The organism is Agrobacterium sp. GD03872, from assembly GCF_029840625.1.
Classification (GTDB): domain Bacteria; phylum Pseudomonadota; class Alphaproteobacteria; order Rhizobiales; family Rhizobiaceae; genus Agrobacterium; species Agrobacterium fabrum_A.
Genome location: NZ_JAOCCY010000001.1, coordinates 576,698 through 591,935 on the forward strand (window position 1 = coordinate 576,698; position 15,238 = coordinate 591,935).

Annotated in this window: 15 protein-coding genes; 14 read left to right on the plus strand and 1 reads right to left on the minus strand. The window is 67.4% G+C overall.

The window, feature by feature from the left end; all coding sequences use genetic code 11:
* Positions 1–66: 66 nt before the first annotated feature.
* The 14 genes from N5D22_RS02815 to N5D22_RS02880 all read left to right on the plus strand — a co-directional run bounded on the left by N5D22_RS02815 (position 67) and on the right by N5D22_RS02880 (position 14,190).
* Positions 67–1,806, plus strand: coding sequence for a VirD2 family relaxase/mobilization nuclease (locus tag N5D22_RS02815; protein ID WP_024899641.1), 1,740 nt, complete (start codon positions 67–69; stop codon positions 1,804–1,806).
* A 31-nt stretch (positions 1,807–1,837) separates the two neighbouring features.
* Positions 1,838–3,823 carry a conjugal transfer protein TraG gene (locus N5D22_RS02820; protein ID WP_003500103.1) on the plus strand — a complete coding sequence of 662 codons (1,986 nt, stop codon included), beginning with the start codon at positions 1,838–1,840 and terminating at the stop codon, positions 3,821–3,823.
* An 8-nt stretch (positions 3,824–3,831) separates the two neighbouring features.
* Entirely contained in the window at positions 3,832–4,278 is a 447-nt protein-coding gene (locus N5D22_RS02825; protein WP_003500104.1) for a hypothetical protein, read from the plus strand.
* Positions 4,279–4,529: 251 nt separating this feature from the next.
* A complete protein-coding gene (gene trbB / locus N5D22_RS02830) occupies positions 4,530–5,510 on the plus strand; it encodes a P-type conjugative transfer ATPase TrbB (protein WP_024899642.1) in 981 nt (326 codons plus the stop codon).
* A gap of 122 nt (positions 5,511–5,632) precedes the next feature.
* Positions 5,633–5,905 carry a TrbC/VirB2 family protein gene (locus N5D22_RS02835; RefSeq protein WP_234825348.1) on the plus strand — a complete coding sequence of 91 codons (273 nt, stop codon included), beginning with the start codon at positions 5,633–5,635 and terminating at the stop codon, positions 5,903–5,905.
* Positions 5,905–6,186 (plus strand): VirB3 family type IV secretion system protein, encoded by a 282-nt coding sequence (locus N5D22_RS02840; RefSeq protein ID WP_003500121.1) that lies wholly within the window; start codon positions 5,905–5,907, stop codon positions 6,184–6,186. Before N5D22_RS02835 ends, N5D22_RS02840 begins: the two co-directional genes overlap by 1 nt.
* Before the next feature lie 10 nt (positions 6,187–6,196).
* Positions 6,197–8,647, plus strand: a complete 2,451-nt coding sequence (gene trbE, locus N5D22_RS02845; protein WP_003500123.1) for a conjugal transfer protein TrbE — start codon at positions 6,197–6,199, stop codon at positions 8,645–8,647.
* A gap of 3 nt (positions 8,648–8,650) precedes the next feature.
* Positions 8,651–9,415, plus strand: a complete 765-nt coding sequence (gene trbJ / locus N5D22_RS02850) for a P-type conjugative transfer protein TrbJ (RefSeq protein ID WP_003500125.1) — start codon at positions 8,651–8,653, stop codon at positions 9,413–9,415.
* A gap of 21 nt (positions 9,416–9,436) precedes the next feature.
* Positions 9,437–9,724: a putative entry exclusion protein TrbK-alt gene (gene trbK-alt, locus N5D22_RS02855; RefSeq protein WP_003500127.1), complete on the plus strand. Its 288-nt coding sequence runs from the start codon at positions 9,437–9,439 to the stop codon at positions 9,722–9,724.
* Positions 9,725–9,730: 6 nt separating this feature from the next.
* Positions 9,731–11,107: a P-type conjugative transfer protein TrbL gene (gene trbL / locus N5D22_RS02860; RefSeq protein WP_003500129.1), complete on the plus strand. Its 1,377-nt coding sequence runs from the start codon at positions 9,731–9,733 to the stop codon at positions 11,105–11,107.
* Positions 11,104–11,793 carry a conjugal transfer protein TrbF gene (gene trbF, locus N5D22_RS02865; RefSeq protein WP_003500130.1) on the plus strand — a complete coding sequence of 230 codons (690 nt, stop codon included), beginning with the start codon at positions 11,104–11,106 and terminating at the stop codon, positions 11,791–11,793. The genes trbL and trbF overlap by 4 nt, the downstream gene beginning before the upstream one ends.
* Positions 11,790–12,809 (plus strand): P-type conjugative transfer protein TrbG, encoded by a 1,020-nt coding sequence (gene trbG, locus N5D22_RS02870; protein WP_003500131.1) that lies wholly within the window; start codon positions 11,790–11,792, stop codon positions 12,807–12,809. Before trbF ends, trbG begins: the two co-directional genes overlap by 4 nt.
* On the plus strand, positions 12,806–13,954 hold the full coding sequence (locus tag N5D22_RS02875) for a TrbI/VirB10 family protein (protein WP_024899643.1): 1,149 nt from the start codon (positions 12,806–12,808) through the stop codon (positions 13,952–13,954). The genes trbG and N5D22_RS02875 overlap by 4 nt, the downstream gene beginning before the upstream one ends.
* Positions 13,951–14,190, plus strand: coding sequence for a DUF2274 domain-containing protein (locus N5D22_RS02880; RefSeq protein ID WP_279656019.1), 240 nt, complete (start codon positions 13,951–13,953; stop codon positions 14,188–14,190). The genes N5D22_RS02875 and N5D22_RS02880 overlap by 4 nt, the downstream gene beginning before the upstream one ends.
* Here N5D22_RS02880 and N5D22_RS02885 read toward each other — a convergent pair.
* A complete protein-coding gene (locus tag N5D22_RS02885) occupies positions 14,171–15,115 on the minus strand; it encodes a LysR family transcriptional regulator (protein WP_003500137.1) in 945 nt (314 codons plus the stop codon). The genes N5D22_RS02880 and N5D22_RS02885 overlap by 20 nt on opposite strands.
* Positions 15,116–15,238 lie beyond the last annotated feature (123 nt).

Sequence of the window (15,238 nt, forward strand, 5' to 3'; positions counted from 1 at the left end):
AACCTCGCGATTTTCCGGCTTTCGCCGTCTTTTCCATGACTTGCCGCGATGTGCGGGGCTCATGTGATGAGCGCCGAGGACGATTTCCGCATCCGCCCTGGCCGCATCCGCTCTTCGAAGGCGGAGCGCGCCAGACCGTTCATCGCTCAGGCGCTCGCTGCCGCGCAGAAGGCCGGCGGGCGCGTCTCGCGCTCCGGCCGGATCACGCCCGGCAACCGCTCGCAGTTCGGGCGCGGCCGGCGCGCCAGCGTGCAGGCGAACCGCGTGCTCACGCGCCGCTCGCGCAACGTGGTGATCAAGACCCGCGTGGTCCGGCACTCGGCGCGCGCCGCTCCGCTCGCCGCCCATCTCAAATATCTCCAGCGTGACGGCGTGACCCGCGACGGCGAGAAGGCCCGCCTGTTCGGCGCCGAGCTGGACGAGGTGGACGCCCGCGACTTCGCCGAGCGCTGCGAGGACGACCGGCACCACTTCCGCTTCATCGTCTCACCCGAAGACGCCGGGCGCATGACCGATCTGAGGGACTTCGCCCGCGATCTCATGAGCCAGATGGAAAAGGACCTCGGCACGAAGCTCGATTGGGTCGGCGTCGATCACTGGAACACCGACAACCCGCACGTCCACATCATCCTGCGCGGCCGCACGGACGACGGGCAGGACCTCGTGATCGCCCGCGACTACATCAAGGAGGGGATGCGAGCACGCGCGCAGGATCTCGTGACGCAGGACCTCGGCCTGCGCAGCGATCTCGAAATCCGCGGCCATCTGGAGCGGCAGGTCGAGGCCGAGCGCTGGACCGATCTCGACCGGCAGCTCGCGCGCGACGGCTATCGCACCGGCGTCATCGACGTCGCGCCGCATCCCGACCGCCAGCCCGACGAATATCTCCCGCTCAAGGTCGGCCGGCTGCGCAAGCTCGAATCCCTCGGCCTCGCCGAAGAGATCGGCCCCGGCCAGTGGACGATCTCGGACAAGGCCGAGCCGACGCTGCGCGAACTCGGAGAGCGCGGCGACATCATCAAGCGCATGCACCGTGCGCTCGCCGAACGCGGCATCGAGCGTGGCACGGCGAGCTATGTGCTCGCGGCCGAGAGCCTTGACGACCCGATCGTCGGCCGGCTGGTCGAGCGCGGCCTGGATGACGAGCTGAAGGGCACAGCCTATGCCGTGGTCGATGGCGTCGACGGCCGCACCCATCACATCAAGTTCCCCGATCTCGACTCGACCGGCGACAGCGCGCCGGGATCGATCGTCGAGCTGCGCAAGTTCGACGACGCGCAGGGGCGCCGCCGCGTCGCTCTCGCCGTCCGCTCCGACCTCGACATCGGCCGGCAGGTCACGGCGACCGGCGCGACCTGGCTCGACCGGCAGAACATTGCCCGCGAGCCGGCGTCGCTCTCGGAGGGCGGCTTCGGCGCGGAGGTGCGCGACGCGCTCGACCGCCGCGCCGAGCGCCTGATCGAGCAGGGCTTTGCCGAGCGGCACGGCCGCAGCGTGATCTTCAACCGCAACCTCCTGCGTACCCTGCGACAGCGCGAGGTCGACGCGCTCGGCGAGCAGATCGCCGCGCAGACGGGGCGCGTGTTCAACCATTCCGCCGGCGGCGAATACGTCGCCGGGACCTATCGCCAGCGTTTCACGCTCGCCTCTGGCCGCTTCGCCATGATCGACGACGGCCTCGGCTTCCAGCTCGTGCCCTGGTCGCCCTCGCTCGAAAAGCAGCTCGCCAGGCACGTCTCCGGCGTCGCGCGCGGGGACGGCGGCGTCGACTGGAGTTTTGGCCGCAAGCGCGGGCTCGGCCTCTGACCATCACACCCTTCCAAGAAAGGACCCCGCAATGTCCGCCACGAAAATCCTCTGGGGCCAGATCCTCACCGTCTTCCTGATCGTCCTCGCGACGACATGGACGGCGACGCAGTGGACCGCGTGGCGGCTCGGGTTTCAGGCGCAGCTCGGCACCCCATGGTTCGAACTCGCCGGATGGCCGGTCTACTATCCGCCGTCCTTCTTCCTGTGGTGGTACTTCTACGACGCTTATGCGCCGTCCGTTTTCATGGAAGGCGGCCTCGTCGCGGCATCAGGCGGCTTCATCGCCATCGCCGTTGCCATCGGCATGTCGGTCTGGCGGGCGCGCGAGAACAAGGAGGTCGAAACCTTCGGCTCGGCGCGATGGGCGCGGCCGGAGGAGATCACCGCCGCGCGTCTTCTCGACCCGGATGGCGTGGTGCTCGGCCGGATGGATCGCTCCTATCTGCGCCATGACGGGCCGGAGCATGTCATGTGTTTCGCCCCGACCCGATCCGGCAAGGGCGTCGGCCTCGTCGTGCCGACCCTGCTGACCTGGCCGGGAAGCTGCGTCGTCCACGACATCAAGGGCGAGAACTGGAGCCTGACCGCCGGCTTCCGTTCGCGGCACGGCCGCGTCCTCCTGTTCGATCCGACCAATGCGCGCTCCTCGGCCTACAATCCTCTGCTCGAGGTGCGAAAGGGCCAGTGGGAGGTCCGCGACGTCCAGAACATCGCCGACATTCTCGTCGACCCGGAGGGCTCGCTGGAGAAGCGGAACCACTGGGAGAAGACCAGCCACGCGCTTCTGGTCGGCGCGATCCTCCATGTCCTCTATGCCGAGAAGGACAAGACGCTCGCCGGTGTCGCCGCCTTTCTCTCCGATCCGAAGCGGACGATCGAAGCCACGCTCGACGCGATGATGCGAACGGCGCATCTGGGCGAGGCCGGGCCGCACCCTGTCGTCGCCAGCGCGGCGCGCGAGCTGCTCAACAAATCCGATAACGAACGCTCGGGTGTGCTCTCCACCGCGATGTCGTTCCTCGGCCTCTACCGCGATCCGGTCGTGGCCGAGGTGACGCGCCGCTGCGACTGGCGGATCGGCGATATCGTCGGCGCTGCGCGCCCGACGACGCTCTATCTCGTGGTCCCGCCTTCCGACATCAACCGGACCAAGCCGCTGATCCGGTTGATCCTCAACCAGATCGGCCGCCGGCTCACCGAGGAGCTGGAGACGAGGGGCGATCGCCATCGTCTGCTCCTCATGCTCGACGAGTTTCCCGCACTCGGCCGGCTGGATTTTTTTGAGAGTGCGTTAGCCTTCATGGCGGGATACGGGCTGAAGAGCTTCCTGATCGCGCAGTCGCTGAACCAGATCGAGAAAGCCTACGGGCCGAACAATTCGATCCTCGACAACTGCCATGTCCGCGTCGCCTTCGCCACGAATGACGAGCGGACGGCCAAGCGTGTCTCCGACGCGCTCGGCACGGCGACCGAGATGCGGGCGATGAAGAATTATGCCGGGCACAGGTTGAGCCCTTGGCTCGGCCACCTGATGGTGTCGCGCTCGGAGACGGCGCGACCGCTGCTCACGCCCGGCGAGATCATGCAGCTTCCGCCCGCCGACGAAATCGTCATGGTGGCGGGCACGCCGCCGATCCGGGCGAAGAAGGCCCGCTACTTCGAGGACCCGCGTTTTCAGGAAAGGGTCCTGCCGCCCCCGGCGCTGGTCTCCGAGAATGTCGAGCCGGACGACTGGAGCAGCCTGCCCCTGCCGCAGCGGCCGGAGGTCGATCTGACCCCGGTCTCCGGCGTTGGCGAGGATGACGACGATCCGACCGAATCCGAGCGGCGGCACCAGCCTGAACTCAGCCGCGTCAAAACCGTCGAGAAAAAGGAGCCGATCGACAACGAGTTCGGCGGCGATCCCGGCGACGACAGCGAGGACGATACCGTTCGCAACAGCCGGATGAACCGGCTTATGCGGCAGGTCGCGCGGCAGGCTTCGCTCGATCCCAATGACGGCATCGACCTGTGAGGCCCGCGATGATCCGAACACCGAAAAAGCAGCGCCTGTCCGTCTATCTCGATCCCGATGTCATGCAGGCGCTCGTTGCCTATTCGGCCCGGCGCGACCAGTCGCGCTCGCTGATCGCCGAAGCCGCGATCGCGTCCTTCCTGTCACCCGACGATGCCGAGCGCCGGGAGGCGGTCGTCGCCAAGCGCCTCGATCAGCTCGACCGCCGCATGACGCGCCTGGAGCGCGATCTCGGCATCGCCGTCGAGACGCTGGCCGTCTTCGTCCGCTTCTGGCTCACGACGACGCCCGCGTTGCCCGAGCCTGCCGCGCAGGCCGCGAAGGCGAAGGCCGGCGAACGCTACGATGCCTTCGTCGCCGTCCTCGGCCAGCGGCTCGTCAAAGGCCCGAAGCTCCGGCAGGAGGTTTCGGAGGACATGGACGCGGCGGGCAAGGACGAGGGCGGCACGCCGTAGGCCGAGGCGAATTATACAGTCCGCAATCTGACCACCGCGCCGCGAAAACAGATAAGTCCAAGCAACTGATTCGGTTTTCGCGCGCGCCCACCGGGATCACCGTCACGAGCGGACTCCGCCGTTTTCCTGTCTTTGCACGCCACCGCACTACTACGACCGATACTTGTTGAATCGGCCCGACTTCGGGCTCTTTTACTCATCCCCGATCCAGGGCTGCGCATGGGGCGTGCCCGCTACCGGACGGGGACGACGTGGCGCGATCCTTCCAACAGACCGAGGCGACGACGCGGGGAGCGCGGATGCTCCGTACCGCGCTCGGACCCGCAATCGCCGGGTTTCTGGAGGACCCCGCGGTTGTCGAGGTAATGCTCAATCCCGATGGGCGGCTCTGGATCGACCGGCTCTCCGAAGGGCTGGCCGATACGGGGGAGCGGCTGTCGGCGGCCGATGGCGAGCGCATCGTGCGGCTCGTCGCGCATCATGTCGGCGCGGAGGTCCATGCCGGAGCGCCGCGCGTCTCGGCCGAGCTGCCCGAGAGCGGCGAGCGGTTCGAGGGCCTTCTTCCTCCCGTGGTCTCCGCGCCCGCCTTCGCGATCAGAAAGCCGGCCGTCGCGGTATTCACCCTCGCCGATTACGTCGCCTCCGGCATCATGTCCGCCGACCAGGCGCAGACGCTACGCATGGCGGTCCAGTCACGCGCCAACATCCTTGTCGCCGGCGGCACGTCGACCGGCAAGACGACGCTGACCAACGCCTTGCTGGCCGAAGTGGCGAAGGGCGCGGATCGCGTGGTCATCATCGAAGACACCCGCGAGCTGCAATGCGCCGCGCCGAACCTCGTCGCCATGCGGACCAAAGAGGGCGTCGTCACCCTCTCCGATCTCGTGCGCTCGTCGCTGCGCCTGCGCCCTGACCGCATTCCCATCGGCGAGGTGCGCGGCGCCGAGGCCCTCGATCTTCTCAAGGCATGGGGCACCGGACATCCCGGCGGCATCGGCACCATCCATGCCGGCACGGCGATCGGCGCGTTGCGCCGCCTCGAACAGCTCATTCAGGAAGCCGTCGTCACCGTCCCGCGCGCCCTGATCGCCGAGACCATCGATCTCGTCGCCGTGCTCGCCGGCCGAGGCTCCGGCCGCCGTCTCGCCCAGCTCGCCCGCGTCGAAGGGCTCACCGCCGACGGCGACTACCACGTCATTCCCGCAACTCAGCCCCCCACAGGAGAACCTTGATGAAGTCGCCCGCTTCCGCCCCGATCACGACCGTTCCGCCGGTTCCGGCCAAGCCGCCCAGGTCCTCCGTGCTGCGGGGAGCATACGACCGGCTCGCCAGTTCGACCGCGCTCGTCACCATCATGATGATGTCGGCCGCGCCGTCCGCCCACGCCTCCGGCTCCTCGATGCCGTGGGAAGCGCCGCTTCAGAAGATCCTCGAATCCGTCGAAGGGCCGGTCGCGAAAATCGTGGCCGTGATCATTATCATCGTGACGGGTCTGACGCTCGCCTTCGGCGATACGGCCGGCGGCTTCCGCCGTCTCATCCAGATCGTCTTCGGCCTGTCGATCGCGTTCGCGGCCAGTTCCTTCTTCCTCTCCTTCTTCTCGTTCGGCGGCGGGGCGCTCATCTGATGGCGGCCGGCTTCGAACAGCTCGACGCCGTGCCGGGGTTCTCGGTTCCCGTCCATCGCGCGCTGACCGAGCACATCCTGCTCGGCGGCGCGCCGCGCTCGATCGCCATCATGAACGGGACGCTCGCCGGCGCCGTCGGCCTTGGCCTGCGGCTCTGGCTGGTCGGGCTCGCGATCTGGATGATCGGCCATCTCACCGCCGTCTGGGCGGCCAAGCGCGATCCGCTCTTCGTGGAGGTCGGGCGCCGACATCTGCGCATCCCCGGCCACCTGTCGGTGTGAGGGCGCGGCCATGATGAACCTTGCCGAATACCGCCGCACCTCCGCCCGCCTCGCTGATTACCTGCCCTGGGCCGCGCTCGTCGGCGCCGGCGTCGTCCTCAACAAGGATGGCTCGTTCCAGCGCACGGCGCGCTTTCGCGGGCCGGATCTGGATTCCGCCGTGGCGGCCGAACTGGTCGCCGTCGCCGCCCGCCTCAACAACGCCTTCCGCCGCCTCGGCTCCGGCTGGGCGATCTTCGTCGAGGCGCAGCGGTCCGAGGCCGCGACCTATCCCGACAGCCGCTTTCCCGATCCCGCCTCATCGTTGGTCGATTCCGAGCGCAAGGCCGATTTCGAGGAAGAGGGCGCGCATTTCGTGTCCAGCTATTTCCTCACCATGCTTTACCTGCCGCCCGCCGAGGAAGCCGCCCGCACGGAAGCGTGGCTCTATGAAGGCCGGGAGCGCTCCGGCGTCGATCCTCATGAGGCGCTGCGCGCCTTCACCGACCGCACCGATCGCATCCTGGCACTGCTCGACGGCTTCATGCCGGAATGCGCATGGCTCGATGACGGCGAGACGCTCACCTACCTGCATTCGACAATTTCGACCAACCGGCACCGCGTCCGCGTGCCGGAGGCACCGATGTACCTCGATGCGCTGCTCGCCGACCAGCCGCTCACCGGCGGGCTGGAGCCGCGCCTGGGCGAGCAACATCTTCGCATCCTCACCATTGTCGGATTTCCGACCGCGACGACGCCCGGCATTCTCGACGAGCTGAACCGGCTCGCCTTCGAATATCGCTGGTCGACGCGCGCGATCCTCCTCGACAAGACCGATGCCATCCGCCTCCTGACCAAGATCAGGCGGCAGTGGTTCGCCAAGCGCAAATCGATCGCCGCGATCCTCAAGGAGGTGATGACCAACGAGCAATCCGTGCTCGTCGACACCGACGCCGCGAACAAGGCGCAGGATGCGGATCTCGCGCTTCAGGAACTCGGCCAGGACTTCGCCGGAGAAGCATACATCACCGCCACCGTGACCGTCTGGGACGGCGACGCCCGCGTGGCCGACGAGAAGCTGCGGCTGGTCGAGAAGGTGATCCAGGGCCGCGATTTCACCTGCATGCCCGAGACCATCAACGCCGTGGATGCCTGGCTCGGCAGCCTGCCCGGCCACGTCTACGGAAATGTCCGGCAGCCGCCGGTCAACACCCTCAACCTTGCCCACATGATGCCGCTCAGCGCCGTGTGGGCGGGGCCGGAACGGGACGAGCATCTCGGCGCGCCCCCGCTGCTGTATGGCAGGACCGAAGGCTCGACCCCGTTCCGGCTTTCAATTCACGTCGGCGATGTCGGCCATACGCTCGTCGTCGGCCCGACCGGCGCAGGCAAGTCCGTGCTGCTCGCGCTCATGGCCTTGCAGTTCCGTCGTTACAAGCGCTCGCAGGTCTTCGCCTTCGATTTCGGGGGCAGCATCCGCGCCTCGGCGCTCGCCATGGGCGGCGACTGGCACGATCTCGGCGGCGACCTGACCGATGGCTCGGAAACCTCGGTTTCCCTCCAGCCGCTCGCCCGCATCCATGAGGTGCCGGAACGCGCCTGGGCGGCCGACTGGATCGTCGCCATCCTGATGCGCGAGGGCGTGCAGATCACACCGGAGGTCAAGGAGCACCTCTGGACCGCGCTGACCTCGCTCGCCTCCGCGCCGGTCGGGGAGCGCACCATCACCGGCCTTGCCGTGCTGCTCCAGTCGAACGACCTGAAACAGGCGCTGCGCCCCTACTGCGTCGGCGGTCCATATGGCCGCCTGCTCGACGCCGAGAGCGAGCATCTCGGCTCGGCGTCCGTACAGGCGTTCGAGATCGAGGGGCTAGTCGGAACCGGCTCCGCCGCGGCGGTGCTGGCTTATCTCTTCCATCGCATCGGCGACCGGCTCGACGGCCGGCCGACGCTCCTGATCATCGACGAAGGCTGGCTGGCGCTCGACGACGACGGCTTTTCCGGCCAGCTCCGCGAATGGCTGAAGACGCTGCGCAAGAAGAACGCCAGCGTGATCTTCGCCACGCAATCGCTGTCCGACATCGATGGCAGCAGCATTGCGCCCGCCATCATCGAAAGCTGCCTGACCCGGTTGCTCCTGCCGAATGAACGCGCGGTCGAGCCCCAGATCACGGCGATCTATCGGCGCTTCGGCCTCAACGACCGCCAGATCGAGCTGATCGCCCGCGCCACGCCGAAGCGCGACTACTACTGCCAGTCGCGGCGCGGCAACCGGATGTTCGAGCTGGGCCTGTCGGAAGTCGGGCTCGCGCTTTGCGCGGCCTCCTCGAAATCCGACCAGACCCTCATCGACCAGATCGTCGCCGAACACGGCCGCGACGGCTTCCTGCCCGCGTGGCTCGCGGCGCGCGACGTCGCATGGGCCGCGGACCTCATCCCCGATCTCGTCAACTTCGACCCCCAGCCCGAACAGGAGAACTGAAACATGACGCCCACCTCGCCTCGCATCTCCGCCGCCCTGCTTGCCGCCACCGTGCTGTCCGTACCGCTCGCCGTCGCTCCGGTCCTGACCACCCCGGCACACGCCTGGAAGATCGTCTACGATCCGACCAATTACGCCCAGAACGTCCTTCAGGCCGCCCGCGCGCTGGAGCAGATCACCAACCAGATCACGTCGCTCCAGAACGAGGCGCAGATGCTCATCAACCAGGCGAAGAACCTGGCGAGCCTGCCGTTCTCCTCGCTCCAGCAGCTCCAGCAGTCCGTGCAGCGCACGCAGCAGCTCCTGAGCCAGGCGCAGAACATCGCATTCGACGTCGGCCAGATCGATCAGGCGTTCAAGACGCAATACGGCAACGCCTCGCTGACCGCCTCGGACGCCAAGCTGATCGAGGACGCGAAGACCCGCTGGCAGAACACCGTCGGCGGTCTGCAGGACGCCATGCGCGTCCAGGCCACCGTTGTCGGCAACATCGACACCAACCGTACCCAGATGTCGGCGCTGGTCGGGCAGAGCCAGGGCGCGACCGGCGCACTTCAGGCAACCCAGGCCGGCAACCAGCTCCTCGCCCTTCAGGCGCAGCAGCTCGCCGACCTGACCGCCGTGATCGCCGCGAACGGCCGGGCGCAGGCGCTCACCGACGCCGAGCGTTCAGCGGCCGCCGAGCAGGGACGCGAGCAGCGCCGCCGCTTCCTCACGCCCGGCTCCGGCTACCAGCCGGGAAACGCCAAGATGTTCAACGGCAACTGAGACGCAGGAAGGGGGACGACCATGGACGGCAAGATGCTGGCCCGGCTGGGCGCCGTCGTCTTCGTGGCTGTCGCGATCACAGCGACGGCCATCGAGCTGACCCGCAAGGACGAGGTAAATGTCCCGGAGCCGGCGCGGGCCGTCGAGCGCTCGATCGATGCGCTTCGCGTCGAACAGCGACGGTGCCAGCAGCTTGGCGAGGCCGCCGGCAAGGATGCCGGATGCCTGCGCGTCTGGGCCGAGACCCGCGATCGCTTTCTCGGCCGCACGCCGCAGCCGGTCGCGCCCGCGGCGAATGACGCACGGTGAGCGCAGATGGGCAGCACCAGCGTCATCGACAATTTCCTCTCGGTCTTCACGTCCTACATCGACAGCGGCTTTGGCCTGCTCGGCGGCGAGGTCGCCTTCATAGCTTCAACCCTCATCGTGATCGACGTGACGCTTGCGGCCCTGTTCTGGAGCTGGGGCGCTGACGACGACATCATGGCGCGGCTGGTGAAAAAGACGCTCTTCGTCGGGGTCTTTGCCTACCTGATTTCCAACTGGAACAGCCTCGCGAAGATCGTCTTCGACAGCTTCGCCGGACTCGGCCTGAAGGGCTCCGGAACCAGCTTCAGCACCGCCGATCTCCTGCGCCCCGGCAAGGTGGCGCAAACCGGACTCGACGCCGGACGGCCGCTGCTCGATTCCATCTCCGACCTCATGGGCTGGATCGCCTTCTTCGAGAATTTCATCCAGATCGCCTGCATGTTCTTCGCCTGGGTGCTGGTCATCCTCGCCTTCTTCATCCTGGCGATCCAGCTCTTCGTCACGCTGATCGAGTTCAAGCTGTCGACACTGGCCGGCTTCGTCCTGATCCCCTTCGGCCTGTTCGGAAAGACCGCGTTCATGGCCGAGCGGGTGCTCGGCAACGTGATCTCCTCCGGCATCAAGGTCCTGGTTCTCGCCGTCATCATCGGCATCGGCTCGACGTTGTTCTCGCAGTTCACCGCCGGCTTCGGCGGCGCGACGCCGACCATCGACCAGGCCATGGCGATCGTGCTCGCCGCGCTCTCCCTGCTCGGCCTCGGCATATTCGGCCCCGGCATCGCCAACGGCCTCGTCTCCGGCGGACCTCAACTCGGCGCGGGCGCCGCCGTAGGCACAGGGCTGGCGGTCGGAGGCGCAGCGCTCGCCGCAGGCGGCGGAGCCGTGCTGGCCGCCAAGGGCGGAGCGCTCGCTTTGTCTGGAGGTGCGGCCGCCGCGCGTGGCGGCGCTGCCGCCGCCGGCGCGGCTTCCTCGGCCTATACGCTCGGCTCGATGGGACAGTCCGGCATGTCGGGCATCGCCTCCGGTCTCGGCGGCGTGGCGCGCGCCGCCGGTTCGGGCGCTGCCTCGCCGCTGCGTCGCGGTCTCGCCCGCGCCGCTGAGAGCCTCAAGTCGAGCCACACCGGCGGCGTCAAGGGCGCTTTCGAAACGACGGGCGGCTCTTCGACCATGGGAACCGTCGGAGGTGGCGGGCAGGCCGCCAATGACGCCTCCGCCGGCGCTGCCGCGGCCGGATCTGTGAATACCCCGCCGGCCTGGGCGCAGCGCATGAAGCGCGGCCAGGCAATGAGCCATGGCGTTTCCGCGGCCGCCCACGCGGTCCGCTCCGGCGACAGCCACGGCTCCGGCTCTTCCGTCAATCTCTCCGAAAGCGACCGCTCATGAACCTCTTCCGACGACCCGCCACCCACTACGGCAAGACGCCGCAACCCGAGACCCCCTATCAGAAGGCTGCCCAGATATGGGACGAGCGTATCGGCTCCGCCCGCGTCCAGGCGCGCAACTGGCGCTTTATGGCTTTCGGATGCCTGGCGCTGTCGGCCGGCTTCGCCGCCGCTCTTGTCGTCCAGTCGGCGCGGGGCACCGTCGTTCCCTGGATCGTTCAGGTCGACAAGCTGGGACAGGCCCAGACCGTCGCCGCGGCAACCGCCGACTACCGTCCGACCGATCCGCAGATCGCATGGCATCTCGCCCGTTTCATCGAACAGGTCCGCTCCGTCCCGGCCGATCCGATCATCGTGCGGCAGAACTGGCTGCGCGCCTATGAATGGACGACGGACCGGGGCGCGGCCGCGCTCAACGACTATGCCCGCGTCAACGACCCCTTCACCAAGGTCGGCAAGCAGCAGGTTGCCGTCGAGGTTTCCTCGGTCATCCGCGCCTCGCCGGAGAGCTTCCGGATCGCGTGGATAGAGCGGCGCTATGAGAACGGCCAGCTTTCGACCACCGAGCGATGGACGGCAATTCTCACCATCGTCGTCCAGCCGCCCCGCGACGCCGAACGGCTCAAGGCCAATCCGCTCGGCATCTACGTCAATGCAATCAACTGGTCGCGGGAGTTGGGACAATGACGCCGCACTTCCGCAATGCCGCAAACCCGGCTTTCCGTAAATCCGTGATCACGGCTTTGCTGGTATCGACTGCGGTGCTCGGCGGATGTGCTTCTGCGAAGAAGCCGCCTGCAATCACCTACGATTCCGACGTCCCGCCGCTGCCGGCCGTACCGGCTGTGACGGACACCACGCCAAAGCCGCTCCACATCCCGCCCGCCTGGACGGTGAGCCGGGGCGGCGGCGGAGCCAGTACGCCGACCGCCCGTGTCGAGAACGCCAATCTCGCCGCCCGCGTCGAGCCGCGACGCGAGGGCTATTACAACGCTATCCAGGTCTATCCGTGGAGCGACGGCGCCCTCTATCAGATCTATGCCTCGCCCGGACAGATCACCAACATCGCGCTTGAGCCGGGTGAAAGCCTGACCGGCGCAGGCCCGATCGCCGCCGGCGACACAGCACGCTGGATCATCGGCGACACCGAGAGCGGCTCCGGCGAGACGCGGCGCGTGCATGTGCTGGTGAAACCGTCGCGCGCGGAAATCTCGACCAATCTCGTCATCACCACCGACCGGCGCACCTACATGATCGAGCTGCGCTCGCGCGAGAAACCCTACATGCCGTCCGTCGCCTGGTCCTATCCGCGCGCCCGCGGAGGCTCGGCGCAGGCGATACCGACAACGCCGGTTATCCCGGCCGTGGCGGCGCGGAACTATCGCTATGGCTTCGCATCCGGCGACAATCCGCCGTGGAAGCCGGTCTCCGTCTATGACGACGGGCGGCGCGTCTACATCGAGTTTCCGCGCGGCATCGTCCAGGGCGAATTGCCGCCGATCTTCGTGATCGGCCCCGAAGGCGAGGCCCAGATCGCCAATACGCGCACCTATCGCAACGTGCTGATCGTCGATCGCCTGTTCGGCGCGGCCGAGCTGCGGCTTGGCGGGGGCAAGCGTCAGCAGACCGTCAGGATCGAACGCATCGACGGCTCCTCGCGCGCAACGAATGTCCGCCAGGACAAGGGAGGGCAGTCGTCATGACAGACACCGGAAACAACAATGCTGCCCCGATGCGCCTTCGCGCCGAAGCCCCGCGCGTCACGCGCCTATCGCGCAAGGCGCTGGCCGGAGCCGGCCTCATCGTTTCGCTCGGTATCGGCGGCGCGCTGATCTATGCGCTCCAGACCCGCGATCGCGGCGCGGATGGCGAGGAACTCTATTCGACCGAGAACCGGGCGACGGCCGATGGGCTCGCCGGCCTTCCACGCGACTATACCGGGCCGGTCCTCGGCCCGGCACTGCCCGGCGATCTCGGCCGGCCGATCCTCAGCGCGCAGAACGAGGGCAAGCCCGTCGTTCCGCCCACCGTCCCCGATCCAACCGTGGATCAGGAAGAGCAGCGGCGGCGCGCCGAGGAGGAAGCCGCACGCACGAGCCGCGTCTTTTTCCAGACCGAGACACGCACGAACCCAACCGCAGGCGCGGATTCGGCCGCCGGCGCAGGTCTGCCCAATCTCGCCGGGCTCGGCCTCGGCGGAAATACCGCGCAGGACCGGCAGAACGCCTTCCTCAACGCCGCCGTCGATCGCCGGACCACCACGACCGACCGCGTCATGGCTCCGGCATCGCCCTTCGTGCTTCAGGCGGGCGCGGTCATCCCGGCAGCACTGATCACCGGCATCCGCTCCGACCTTCCCGGCCAGATCACCGCGCAGGTCACGGAAAGCATCTATGACAGCCCGACCGGCCGCGTTCTCCTCGTGCCGCAGGGCACGCGCATCATCGGTCAGTACGACAACAGCGTGCAGTTCGGCCAAAGGAGGGTCTTGTTGGTCTGGAACCGGCTGATCTTCCCCAATGGTCGCTCGATCGTGCTGGAGCGCCAGCCCGGCGCGGACAGCCAAGGCTATGCCGGGCTAGAGGATGGTGTCGACTACCACTGGTGGGATCTCGCCAAGGCGGCCGGGCTCTCCACCCTGCTTGCCGTCGGCGCCGAACTCGCGACGAGCGACGAGGACCGCCTGATCCGCGCGATCCGCGACGGCTCGCAGGATACGATCAATCAGGCGGGCCAGCAGATCATCCAGCGGCAATTGCAGGTCGCCCCCACGCTGACCATCCGGCCGGGCTTCCCGGTCCGGATGATCGTGACCCGCGATCTGGTCCTCGAACCCTACAGGGGATGATCCATGACCAAGCTAAACTCGGTCCGCTCGCCAACGACAAGCCGGTCAAGGTCACGCTTGAGCTGCCGGCTGCGCTCGCCGATGACCTTGCCACCTACGCGCAGATATTGGGGCGGGACACCGGCCAGCCGGTCGCCGATCCGATGAAGCTCATCGTGCCCATGCTGGAGCGCTTCATCGCCACCGACCGCGGGTTCGCCAAGGCCCGCCGCTCGGTCACGCCTGATCGTCGCTGATCGGGCGAGTCCCGAACCGTTTCGCCGACAGGTTGCGGGCGAGGCTCAGCATCCGGCGCAGCGCCGGATTGTCGTTGCGTTGCGACCAGACCGCGCAGAACGGCAGTTCTTCCGTCACCAGAAGCCGATACGCCACGCCCCGGAATCTGGTCCCCGTCGTGGCCTCGCTGGTGAGCGAGATACCTTTTCCCAGAGCCACCAACTGCATCAGCGTGTCCCGGTTATAGACCGGGCACTGCTCGACGCTCGGATGGTGGCCCAGCTCGGCGAGATGCTTGACGAGATAGTCGTGGATCTCGGGACCAGGCTCCGCCTCGCTGACGATGAAATGCCGGTCGCGCAGGTCGGCCCATTCGATCTCCTCCCTTGCCACAAGCTCATGCTTTTCCGGCAGGACGACGAACACGCGCTCGGCCCACAGCCGCGTCACCTCACATCCCGCGACGTGCGGCTCGCCCGTCAGGAAGGCGATGTCGATCTCGTGGTGCCGGACAGCGGCCTTGTGGTCGGCAGGCGTGCCTTCGATGAATCTCGTGCGAACACCGGGATGCTCCCCTGCGTATCGCTCCAGCAGATCGGCGATGAAGCCCGAGGCGAGGGACGAGAATATGCCGATGCGTAGCACGCCCTTTTCGGCGCGGCCCGCAGCTCTCACTTCCTTCACGGCCAGATCGATTTCCGCGATCGCCCTCCGAGCGTGCGTCAGGAACTTCCGTCCCGCCTCGGTGATGACCACCCCCCGCTGATATCGAATGAACAGCGCCGCACCGGCCTGATCCTCCAGATCGCGGATGCGGCGGCTGACCGCCGATTCTCGAACGCCGACCGCTATCGCCGCCTGTCGGAAGCTGCCATGCTCGGCCGCTGCAATCACATAGTGGAGTTGCCGCATCTGGATTTCAGGCTCGCGGTCACGTCTGAGCAATCACCTCTACCTCCGCATGCGTCACCCATTCGAGGGGGCATCGTGCAGATTCCAACGGTGACAAGGTCAAGCCCACTTGTCGGGAAATTTACGTGATTTTGCGGTGCCTTCGAATAGCTTTCA

What these genes read in the sequence shown, in the direction of transcription:
- N5D22_RS02815 (WP_024899641.1), top strand. Translation starts at nt 67, where the DNA reads ATGAGCGCCGAGGACGATTTCCGCATCCGCCCTGGCCGCATCCGCTCT.
- trbG (WP_003500131.1), top strand. Translation starts at nt 11,790, where the DNA reads ATGACGCCGCACTTCCGCAATGCCGCAAACCCGGCTTTCCGTAAATCC.
- N5D22_RS02880 (WP_279656019.1), top strand. Translation starts at nt 13,951, where the DNA reads ATGATCCATGACCAAGCTAAACTCGGTCCGCTCGCCAACGACAAGCCG.
- N5D22_RS02820 (WP_003500103.1), top strand. Translation starts at nt 1,838, where the DNA reads ATGTCCGCCACGAAAATCCTCTGGGGCCAGATCCTCACCGTCTTCCTG.
- trbL (WP_003500129.1), top strand. Translation starts at nt 9,731, where the DNA reads ATGGGCAGCACCAGCGTCATCGACAATTTCCTCTCGGTCTTCACGTCC.
- trbJ (WP_003500125.1), top strand. Translation starts at nt 8,651, where the DNA reads ATGACGCCCACCTCGCCTCGCATCTCCGCCGCCCTGCTTGCCGCCACC.
- N5D22_RS02875 (WP_024899643.1), top strand. Translation starts at nt 12,806, where the DNA reads ATGACAGACACCGGAAACAACAATGCTGCCCCGATGCGCCTTCGCGCC.
- trbE (WP_003500123.1), top strand. Translation starts at nt 6,197, where the DNA reads ATGATGAACCTTGCCGAATACCGCCGCACCTCCGCCCGCCTCGCTGAT.
- N5D22_RS02835 (WP_234825348.1), top strand. Translation starts at nt 5,633, where the DNA reads ATGATGATGTCGGCCGCGCCGTCCGCCCACGCCTCCGGCTCCTCGATG.
- N5D22_RS02840 (WP_003500121.1), top strand. Translation starts at nt 5,905, where the DNA reads ATGGCGGCCGGCTTCGAACAGCTCGACGCCGTGCCGGGGTTCTCGGTT.
- trbF (WP_003500130.1), top strand. Translation starts at nt 11,104, where the DNA reads ATGAACCTCTTCCGACGACCCGCCACCCACTACGGCAAGACGCCGCAA.
- N5D22_RS02825 (WP_003500104.1), top strand. Translation starts at nt 3,832, where the DNA reads ATGATCCGAACACCGAAAAAGCAGCGCCTGTCCGTCTATCTCGATCCC.
- trbK-alt (WP_003500127.1), top strand. Translation starts at nt 9,437, where the DNA reads ATGGACGGCAAGATGCTGGCCCGGCTGGGCGCCGTCGTCTTCGTGGCT.